Annotated in this window: 1 rRNA gene; it reads left to right on the top strand. The window is 49.5% G+C overall.

From position 1 onward, the window contains the following. Positions 1–461 (top strand): 23S ribosomal RNA (locus E7T07_RS10935); the annotation flags it as partial.

Here is a 461-nt window from a genome sequence, read left to right as displayed (position 1 = left end):
GGCCCCTAAGGCGAGGCTGAAAAGCGTAGTCGATGGGAAACGGGTTAATATTCCCGTACTTGGATAAACTGCGATGTGGGGACGGAGAAGGTTAGGTTAGCAGACTGTTGGATGTCTGTTTAAGCCGGTAGGTGGGAAGTTTAGGCAAATCCGGACTTTCATAACACCGAGAAGTGATGACGAGTCTCTAAGGAGATGAAGTAACTGATACCACGCTTCCAGGAAAAGCCACTAAGCTTCAGGTTTATCTAAACCGTACTATAAACCGACACAGGTGGTCAGGTAGAGAATACTCAGGCGCTTGAGAGAACTCGGGTGAAGGAACTAGGCAAAATAGCACCGTAACTTCGGGAGAAGGTGCGCCGGCGTAGCTTGTAGTCCCATGCGGACGAAGGGTGAACCGGTCGAAGATACCAGCTGGCTGCAACTGTTTATTAAAAACACAGCACTCTGCAAACACG

This window comes from Actinobacillus porcinus, assembly GCF_901764995.1.
Classification (GTDB): domain Bacteria; phylum Pseudomonadota; class Gammaproteobacteria; order Enterobacterales; family Pasteurellaceae; genus Exercitatus; species Exercitatus porcinus.
This window is presented reverse-complemented; position numbering and strand designations above follow the sequence as displayed.